At 52.3% G+C, this 9,036-nt stretch carries 9 protein-coding genes; all 9 read left to right on the top strand.

Annotated elements, in window-relative coordinates; genetic code table 11:
- Positions 1-225: 225 nt before the first annotated feature.
- The 9 genes from I2E77_RS04750 (at position 226) to I2E77_RS04710 (ending at position 8,914) form a co-directional block, all read left to right on the top strand.
- On the top strand, positions 226-960 hold the full coding sequence (locus I2E77_RS04750; RefSeq protein WP_195450710.1) for a YveK family protein: 735 nt from the start codon (positions 226-228) through the stop codon (positions 958-960).
- The gene (locus tag I2E77_RS04745; protein ID WP_195450709.1) at positions 909-1,595 is read left to right on the top strand and encodes a CpsD/CapB family tyrosine-protein kinase; all 687 of its coding nucleotides are present in this window, start codon (positions 909-911) and stop codon (positions 1,593-1,595) included. Before I2E77_RS04750 ends, I2E77_RS04745 begins: the two co-directional genes overlap by 52 nt.
- Positions 1,596-1,675: 80 nt before the next feature.
- Positions 1,676-3,139: an NADP-dependent glyceraldehyde-3-phosphate dehydrogenase gene (locus tag I2E77_RS04740; protein WP_195450708.1), complete on the top strand. Its 1,464-nt coding sequence runs from the start codon at positions 1,676-1,678 to the stop codon at positions 3,137-3,139.
- 104 nt (positions 3,140-3,243) lie between these two features.
- Positions 3,244-3,486 (top strand): helix-turn-helix domain-containing protein, encoded by a 243-nt coding sequence (locus I2E77_RS04735; protein WP_191448777.1) that lies wholly within the window; start codon positions 3,244-3,246, stop codon positions 3,484-3,486.
- 236 nt (positions 3,487-3,722) lie between these two features.
- Positions 3,723-4,403 carry a response regulator transcription factor gene (locus tag I2E77_RS04730; RefSeq protein WP_087230775.1) on the top strand — a complete coding sequence of 227 codons (681 nt, stop codon included), beginning with the start codon at positions 3,723-3,725 and terminating at the stop codon, positions 4,401-4,403.
- Positions 4,393-5,919, top strand: coding sequence for a sensor histidine kinase (locus I2E77_RS04725; RefSeq protein WP_330396768.1), 1,527 nt, complete (start codon positions 4,393-4,395; stop codon positions 5,917-5,919). The genes I2E77_RS04730 and I2E77_RS04725 overlap by 11 nt, the downstream gene beginning before the upstream one ends.
- Before the next feature lie 183 nt (positions 5,920-6,102).
- Entirely contained in the window at positions 6,103-7,080 is a 978-nt protein-coding gene (locus I2E77_RS04720) for an NAD(P)H-dependent glycerol-3-phosphate dehydrogenase (protein ID WP_330608907.1), read from the top strand.
- Between the two features lie 112 nt (positions 7,081-7,192).
- Positions 7,193-8,023: an Mrp/NBP35 family ATP-binding protein gene (locus I2E77_RS04715; protein ID WP_087230778.1), complete on the top strand. Its 831-nt coding sequence runs from the start codon at positions 7,193-7,195 to the stop codon at positions 8,021-8,023.
- 354 nt (positions 8,024-8,377) lie between these two features.
- Positions 8,378-8,914 carry an HdeD family acid-resistance protein gene (locus I2E77_RS04710; protein WP_172749547.1) on the top strand — a complete coding sequence of 179 codons (537 nt, stop codon included), beginning with the start codon at positions 8,378-8,380 and terminating at the stop codon, positions 8,912-8,914.
- The last annotated feature ends 122 nt before the right edge of the window (positions 8,915-9,036 follow it).

The raw sequence follows: 9,036 nt of genomic DNA, 5'->3' as shown, positions 1-9,036 counted from the left end.
CTTCACAGACAACAAGCCCTTTCGGTTGCTTGAGCAATTTCTTCAAAAATATTGTCTAACTTTTCGGGGTCACTTCACGCATGCAGGAAGGCCGGCTTTTTGCATCCGGAATGCAGAGAGCATGTGAATATTTTTGACATTATAGAATATTCCGGGAAACGGATTGTTTTGTATCCATGGCTGTGCTATGCTTTTTCTATGCAAGAAAAGAAAGAAGGCGAAAGGATGCAGAACCGGACGGATTTACGATCTTTGTTGCGTTTGGTCGGACGCAGCAGCCCGATCTGGCTCCTGTGTATGCTGCTTTGTGCCGCAGGAGTCTATGGGGTTTCCGCGTATTGCATCCCGCCCTCCTATACGGCGTCCGCCACCCTCTACATATACAATTCGCAGGAGGACACCCGTGAACTGAACGCCGGAAATGTGGACACCTCCCGAAAACTGGTTAGCACCTGTTCCGTCGTTTTGCAAAGCGACCGCACATTGGAGCAGGTTTTGCGCCGGACGGGTGGAAAGCGTTCCCTGGAAGAGCTGCGCGGAATGTTGCACATGGAAGCCGTCGATCATACGGAAATTTTGCGCATTTCGGTGTCGTCCGGCGACCCGGAGGAGGCGGCCACCCTCTGCAATACGCTGTTGGACTGTGCGCCGACGGAACTTTTGCGCGTCTTGCAAGGAGGCAGTGTGAAAGTGATCGACACAGCCGCCGTGCCGGAACATCCGGATTCTCCCAATGCCGTTGTAAATGCCATTTTGGGGGCTGTGTTGGGATTGGCCGGTTCGATCACGGCGATTTTGACATGGAATCTCCTGGATGGGCGTGTCCGCACTGCGGAGGAATTGGAGCCGTGCGGCGCACCCGTGTTGGCGGAGATCCCCATCCCGTTTCATTTGGGGGAGGAGGTCACATGGTACGAAGGAAGCAACCCAAGCATTTCAAGCAATCCCCGCCTTTGTTGACGGATTTTAGCCCGCCGGAGTTGTGGGACAGCTATCGGGCGCTGTACACGCGGTTGCTTCTGTCCCCGCAGGTGAAGGAGCAGCGCGCCGTGGCGGTCGCCGGGGTGCGGCCCGGCGCTGCCCATGCGGTGATCTGTGCAAACCTGGCTGTGGTGGCGTCGCGTTCGGAACGGGTGCTTCTGGTGGACGCCTGCCTGCAAACCCCACAGCAGCACGCCCTTTTTCAGGTATCGAACGTCCACGGTTTCTCGGAGGCCCTTTTGGGGCGCTGTGAATGGGCGGCTTGCGTCCAGAAGAACGTCCGCCCCGGGCTGGACCTGTTATCCGCTGGTGCTTGGACACCGGATGTGGCCGCTTGTTTTCACACAGCACGCGTGGAAGCGCTGTTCGAGGAAGCGCGCCGCTCCTATGGCCTTGTGTTGGTGGACACCCCGCCGGTCTGCTGTTCGCCGGACGCGCTCCTGGTTGGACAGTCTGCGGCGGGCGTTTTGTTGGTCGTTTGCAAACACAGGGACCGGCGCACCGAAGTGCAGGAGTCCGTTGCGAAACTCCACGGCGCGCAGGTGCCCTGTTTGGGCAGCGTGTTGGTCCGGGAGATGCGCAGCAGGGCGCCTTTTTGTATTACAAATTGTTAAATTGCATCCCACTTTTGCAGGGTGTATTTTCCTCCTGGGGAGAGAATACTATTTCCCAGAACCAAAAGGAGGAACTTGCGATGTTTCAGAATACCGTGCATGGGGAATGTATCTATGGAAACCTGCTCAACGGCGAATGGGTGGAGTCGGAATCGGGAAAACAGTTGGAAATCCGTTCGCCGGTCGATGGGAGCTTGATTGGAAAAATCCAGGCGATGACAAAGAAAGAGGTTGACGAGGCCATCCAGGATACCAAGATGCATGCGCGCACTTGGGCGGAGACCCCCATCTATGAGCGGGCGGAGGTGTTTTACCGTGCAGCCGACCTGCTGGAAGAACGCGCGCAGGAGATCGCGGAGATCCTGACCATGGAGGTTGCGAAGGAAAAGAAATCGGCGCTGTCCGAAGTGACACGCTCCGCGGACCTGCTCCGCTACACCGCAGATATGGGAAAGAGCATGGAAGGGCAGGCGATCAGCGGGGAAAACTTTCCCGGAGGCTCCCGGCGGAAGCTTTCGTTCGTCCGGCGGGTTCCCCTGGGGACGGTCTTGGCGGTTTCCCCATTTAATTATCCGGTGAATCTTTCCGTCTCGAAAATTGCGCCGGCGCTGATCGGCGGCAATACGGTGGTTTTGAAGCCTCCCACCCAGGGGTCCATCAGCGCCCTGCACCTGGCGGACGTCCTGCAAAGTGCAGGGCTGCCCGGCGGCGTGCTCAACACCGTGACCGGGCGTGGAAGCGAAATCGGGGACTATATTGTCACCCATGAAGGAATTGATTTCATCAACTTTACCGGCAGCACAGAGATTGGAAGGCATATTTCCAGCTTGGCACGCATGACGCCGCTCCTGCTGGAACTCGGCGGCAAAGACGCAGCCATCGTGTTGGAGGATGCCGACCTCGACTTTGCCGCCGACGCCATCGCGGACGGCGCATATGCCTATTCCGGCCAGCGGTGTACAGCCGTCAAGCGCGTGTTTGCAACGGACAGCGTGGCGGACCAGCTGGTGGAGAAGCTCAAAGCGCGCGTAGAGAAGATGCAGGTAGGCGATCCGCGCGACAGTGCGATGATTACCCCCTTGATCGACGAGAAGGCGGCGGAATCCGCCATGGAGCTGATTGCGGAGGCCTTGGAAAAGGGGGCGATGCTGGTGACCGGGAACCGCCGGGAAAAGAACCTGGTCTATCCAACCCTGTTGGACCGTGTGACCGAGGAGATGGAGGTGGCCTGGAAGGAGCCTTTCGCGCCAATTTTGCCAGTCATTCGAGTGAAAGACATTGACCAAGCGGTGGAGCTTGCGAACCGTTCCGAATATGGGTTGCAATCCTCCGTATTTACCAACGACATCAACCGGGCGTTTTCCATCGCGGAGCGGTTGGAGGTCGGTACGGTGCAGATCAACAATAAAACGGAGCGCGGGCCGGACCATTTCCCGTTCCTCGGCGTCAAGGCCAGCGGCATGGGGACGCAGGGCGTGCGGTATTCCATCGAAGCGATGACCCGTCCGAAGGCGATCACCGTGAACCTGCGGGAAGATTTCTAAAATAGGTTGTGTAGATATATACAGGTGTTTATCTAATGATAGCATATCTAAATCTCTTATGCAAGAAGTATTTTCCGTAGAATAGGAAATAAGGAGTGACGGATATGCGAGATGAGGACTTTGGCACGATTCGGATCAAACTGGAAGAAGTCATTCAACAAAGTAGCTTGAGCAAAAATAAAGTCGCGCAGCTTTCGCAAACGCAGAGAGGGCAATTGAACCATTACTGCAAAGGGGACATCCAGCGCATCGACTTGGCGATTTTATCGAGGCTTTGCTATGCGTTGGATTGCCGCGTGGAGGATGTTTTGGAGTATATCCCGCCGCAGCCAAAAGATCCTATATAAGTCAAAAACCTGTTGTGGAACAGCGAAGGTATCCACAGCAGGTTTTTTATATTGCGCAAAAAGAGAGCTACGGATTTGTCCTGTATATTCCCCTCTTTTCATCGTATGGCATCTCACAAAGGATTCTTGCCCTTTCCCGGGGATTGTAGTACCATGTAAGGAAAGAAATCCGAAAAACATCACAGAACCGTCACAGAGCTGTGCGAAAATACGGAGTATCACAAGGAGGAGTGCACATGTATCGCATATTAGTGGTAGACGATGAGGATAAAATCCGCGCATTAATCCGGAAATATGCAGAGTTCGAGGGCCATACCGTACGCGAGGCGGCGGACGGGATGGAGGCCGTGCGCATCTGCCGCGAACATCCGGATGATTTTGACATCATCATCATGGACGTGATGATGCCGGAGCTGGACGGCTTTTCTGCCGTACGCGAAATTCGGAAATATAGTGCCACGCCCGTGCTGATGCTGTCCGCGCGCGGCGAAGAATACGATAAAATCCATGGCTTTGAACTGGGGATCGACGACTATGTGGTCAAGCCTTTCTCCCCAAAAGAGCTGATGATGCGCATCAATGCCATTATGAAACGAGCAAAGCCCGCGGCCGACCAGCCCAAAAAAGATCAGGTGAGTTTCGAAGGGCTGACCATCGATTTCACCGGCCGTATCGTCACGATCGACGGGGAAAAGGTCGATCTTTCGCCAAAGGAATACGACCTGTTGTTCTACTTTGCAAAGAACCGCAACATTGCATTGACAAGGGAAAATTTGATTACAAATGTCTGGGGCTATGATTTTTATGGGGACGACCGGACCCTGGACACCCACATCAAGCTCCTGCGGAAAAGCCTCAAGCAGTACAGCAAGTTTATTGTTACGTTGAGGGGAGTTGGCTATCGATTTGAAGTTTGAATCGTTGCTGAAACAAATGAAAGACCGTCTCAGGGAGCGTTTTTCCAACCGCATTGGGATAAAATGGGGATTGTTCTCCGGCTTTGCTGCCTTTGCTGCAATCATTTTGGTGATGCTGTGGGTCTTTCAGATTATGTTTCTAGGAAGTTTTTATAAGTTTATCAAGGTGAGCGATATCAAGAATTCTGCCCAGACCATCGAGCGCAATATCAATTCCGATGACTTGAGCACGCTCATACAGAATATCGCGCGGGACAATCAAATTTGTATCATTGTCTCGGATGAATACGGCGATTTGTTCTATTCGGAGGACGCCCTGCCCAATTGTGTGATTCATCGCCTCAACGGTTTGCAGCGCGCGTTTATTTATGAGATTACCCGCCGGAACGGGGGCGTCTATTTTGAGCAGTTCCCGGAGGACAATATGCGCACAGTGCCGAATTGGGATCAACAGATACCAGAAAACCCGGATTCGCCAGAGAGCATGATCTACACTTTCATCACCGAGCGGGAAAATGGCAAACACCTGTTGGTTTTGCTCAATTCCACCATTTCACCCGTTGGCTCCACTGTGCAGACCCTCCGCGTGCAGCTCACGTGGATCACGGTGATTATGTTGATCTTGGCATTTTTCCTGGCGCTATTTTTGTCACGGCGCATTTCAGGGCCGATTATCAAGATCAATTCCTCCGCGAAGGTCTTGGCGCAGGGAAACTACGATGTGCAATTTGCAGAAAATGGGTATCGGGAGATTGCCGAGCTGGGCGCGACGCTCAATTATGCAGCGAAGGAGCTCTCCAAGGTGGAGACCCTCCGGCGCGACCTGATCGCCAATGTCTCGCACGATCTGCGCACGCCGTTGACAATGATTACAGGCTACGCAGAGGTCATGCGCGATCTTCCCGGGGAAAATACGCCGGAGAATGTGCAGGTCATCATCGATGAGGCGAACCGCCTGACAACGCTGGTCAACGATATGCTCGACCTAAGCAAAATGCAGGCCGGGGCGCAGAAGCTTTCCCCCAGCTTCTTTGATCTGACGGAGAGTGTACGGGATATTTTAGGGCGTTATAACAAGCTCACGGATTACCATATCAGCTTTACAGCGGATCGGGACGTCACCGTGTATGCCGATGAACTGAAGATTTCGCAGGTGGTGTACAACTTGGTGAACAACGCGATTACTTATACCGGCGAGGACAAGGTGGTCCGTTTGCGCCAGACCGAACACGACGGAAAAGTTCGAATCGAGGTGCGCGACACGGGCGAGGGCATCGAGCAAGATAAGCTCAAAGATATCTGGGAACGCTATTACAAGGTGGACAAAGCCCACAAGCGCGCGCAAATCGGGACTGGCCTGGGCCTTTCGATTGTCAAGACGATTTTGGATATGCACGGCGGCGCATACGGTGTACAGAGCGAGCAAGGTGTGGGAAGTACCTTCTGGTTTGAACTGGATGTGCAAGGGGATAGCGTTGTTGAGGCTCCGAAGCCCCTCTCAAATGTCTCAAGATAAATTGCGCTGTTTTTTCCTTTGCTATATGCTATAATATGAAACAGCAGGAATCGCCTTTTTGGGGAAACAAAGCATACAATCCGTATAATCTATCCTTATTATACAAATTGGATTTTAGTTTAGCGTGTACGTATGCAAACCCCAGATATATTTTGGAGAGGAGGCGGGTATAAGCGATTTTAGATGGCTTGTACCGCATTTATGAACATATCGGTGATCGGTTGCGGGAGATGGGGCAGTTTTTTGGCATGGTACGCAGATCGTCTGCAGCACCAGGTGGTATTATACGGTCGGGAAAGTTCCCAGAAGATGAAGACGCTTTATGAATGCCGTAGCAATGGGCTGGTGACGTTGGAGGACTCCGTCGTCTTGACCAGCGATTTGGGCGCAGCAGTGAAACATGCGGAAATCCTGGTGCTTTCCATTGGGGCCCAAAGCTTGCGGGCTTTGATGCAGCAGCTTTCTGTACTCGATTTGAACGACAAGGCGATTGTGCTTTGCATGAAAGGTATTGAAGCTTTAACAGGCAAGCGCCTGACACAGATTGTAGAAGAGTACACCCCAAAGACAACCACTGTCTCCATTTGGGTGGGACCGGGCCATGTGCAGGACTTTACCGCAGGCATCCCCAATTGTATGGTCATCGATAGCCGCAGCCAAGAGGCAAAAGAAATGTTGGTCAAGGCGTTCTCTAGCGAGCTCATCCGGTTTTATTACGGCAGCGACTTAATCGGCAATGAAGTCGGCGCGGCGGCGAAAAATGTGATCGGCATTGCAGCGGGGATGCTAGACGGCAAGAATAAGACGGCGCTCAAAGGGGCGCTGATGGCCCGCGGTACACGCGAGGTGGCGCGTCTGATTAAAGCCATGGGCGGCAATGAGATCACTGCCTATGGCTTGAGCCATCTGGGAGATTATCAGGCGACCGTTTTTTCGCAATATAGCCACAACCGCCGGTTTGGAGAGGCGTTTGTCCGTGGGGAACCCTATGAGGAGCTGGCGGAAGGCGTGGCAACTACAACTGCCTTACTGCGCCTGTGTGACCTGTACGGTGTAGAAATGCCGATTTGTAATGCAGTGGATGCCGTAGTCAACCGCGGCGAAGATCCCGACCAAGTTCTTCTGGATCTCTTTATGCGCAGCTTAAAGAAAGAATTTTAGCTGCCGGCTTTGTTGACAAATTTGGTATATATTATTACAATAGAAGAGCGCCTAGCTATAGAGCGGGCGAATTTTACCGCTGCACGGCGGCGGATAAAAAAGGAGAATCTGTATGAGTGAGAATTGTACGCACGATTGCAGCAGCTGTGGGGAGAATTGTCCCTCCAGGGAGGCAAATCCTGCGGATTTTTTGGAGAAACCCAATGCGATGAGCCATATTAAAAAGGTAATCGGTGTGGTTAGCGGAAAGGGCGGCGTTGGCAAGAGCATGGTCACATCTATGCTGGCTGTGCTGCTGAACCGCCGCGGCGCACATACTGCCGTGTTGGATGCAGACATCACTGGCCCTTCGATCCCGAAGGCATTCGGCATTCATCAGAAGGCAATGGGCAGTGAGTTTGGCATCCTTCCGGCGCGGACCAAAACGGGCATCGACATCATGTCGGTCAACCTTTTGCTGGACGACGAGACAGCGCCCGTTGTATGGCGTGGCCCGATTATTGCCAATACCGTCAAGCAGTTCTGGACGGACGTCATTTGGGAAAACGTTGACTATCTGTTTGTGGACATGCCTCCGGGGACCGGCGATGTGCCGCTGACCGTATTCCAGAGCATCCCGCTGGATGGAATTGTGATTGTCACTTCCCCGCAGGAGCTGGTTTCCATGATTGTGGCAAAGGCTGTGAACATGGCAAAGATGATGAACGTGCCGATCATCGGCATTGTGGAAAACATGAGCTATGTGAAATGCCCGGACTGCGGCAAGGAGATCAAGGTGTTTGGCGAGAGCCATGTGGAGCAGACGGCGGAGCAGTTTGGTTTGAAGGTGCTCGGCAAGGTGCCGATTGATCCCGAGATTGCGAAGAATTATGATGCAGGCCTGGCGGAGTTGGTCAATGTGGACTGCTTGGACGATGCGGCAGATGCGGTGGAACAACTGTAAGGCCCTGCTTTTCTAAATTTCTGATAACAGAAGTGAAAAATGGACATCCTGTTGTGTAGAGCGGACTTTTACACAACAGGATGTATTTTTATATAAAATTATAACGGGTAGTAAAATACAAACTGCAAAAATTGGAAAAAACAGTTTCATTTTCCAGAATACAGAGGTATAATGGGGACATATTTCCAAGGTCCGGCAAGCAGAGGCTGTGGTTACAACATGGGTTTCGGCGGCTGATAGGAATTGCCGTTGGCTGGCTTGTAAAAAGGGCTCGGAAAAAACTGGGCGTTAAGCTCCGCATGGATGGAGAAAACGGTTCTCTTTTCACCGGGCATAAGAGGAGGATTGTATTTTATGAAAACAGGAGTATCGAAAACACTTTGGTTGATTTCCGGTGTCCTATTGGTGTTTGCAGGTGTGCTCGCCATCGTTGCGCCGTCGTCCATTTTGTTATCGCTGACGATTGTGTTTGGGCTGGCAATGCTGATTTCGGGTATCATCAGCGTCGCGGTTTATATTTTTTGCAGTAAGCACCTTTATGGTGCAGGTTGGCTTCTAGCGGAAGGTATTCTAACCGCCCTATTGGGCCTCTTTGTTTTATGCGACCAGGTTGCAATGGTGAGCGTCATCCCCTATGTTTTTGGGTTGTGGACGGTCTTTTCCGGTGTGATCCGGGCCGTGGATTCCTTGGAGATCAAGCGATTTGGGGTTAACGGTTGGTATTGGATGATGCTCGTCGGTGTTGCTGAGATTGTATTGGGGTTTGCCACTTTTATCCGCCCGGTGATCGCCATCCAGATTATTGGGATTACAATGGGGATCGTATTCCTTTTGCAGGGGGCCGCGTCCTTGTTTATGTGGTGGTTTGAGAGCCGTTTACAAATGAAATAGATGTATTTTGGATAGGAGAAAAACGCCGCTTATATGCGGCGTTTTTCTTTAATCATAAGTTTTGCAAGGATACAAGTATAAGTGGGTGTATCCCCACAAAAATAGCTCATGGGGAAGCGATA

Source organism: Anaeromassilibacillus sp. 1001302B_160321_C8, from assembly GCF_015554745.1.
GTDB classification, from domain to species: Bacteria; Bacillota; Clostridia; order Oscillospirales; family Acutalibacteraceae; genus Anaeromassilibacillus; species Anaeromassilibacillus stercoravium.
This window is presented reverse-complemented; position numbering and strand designations above follow the sequence as displayed.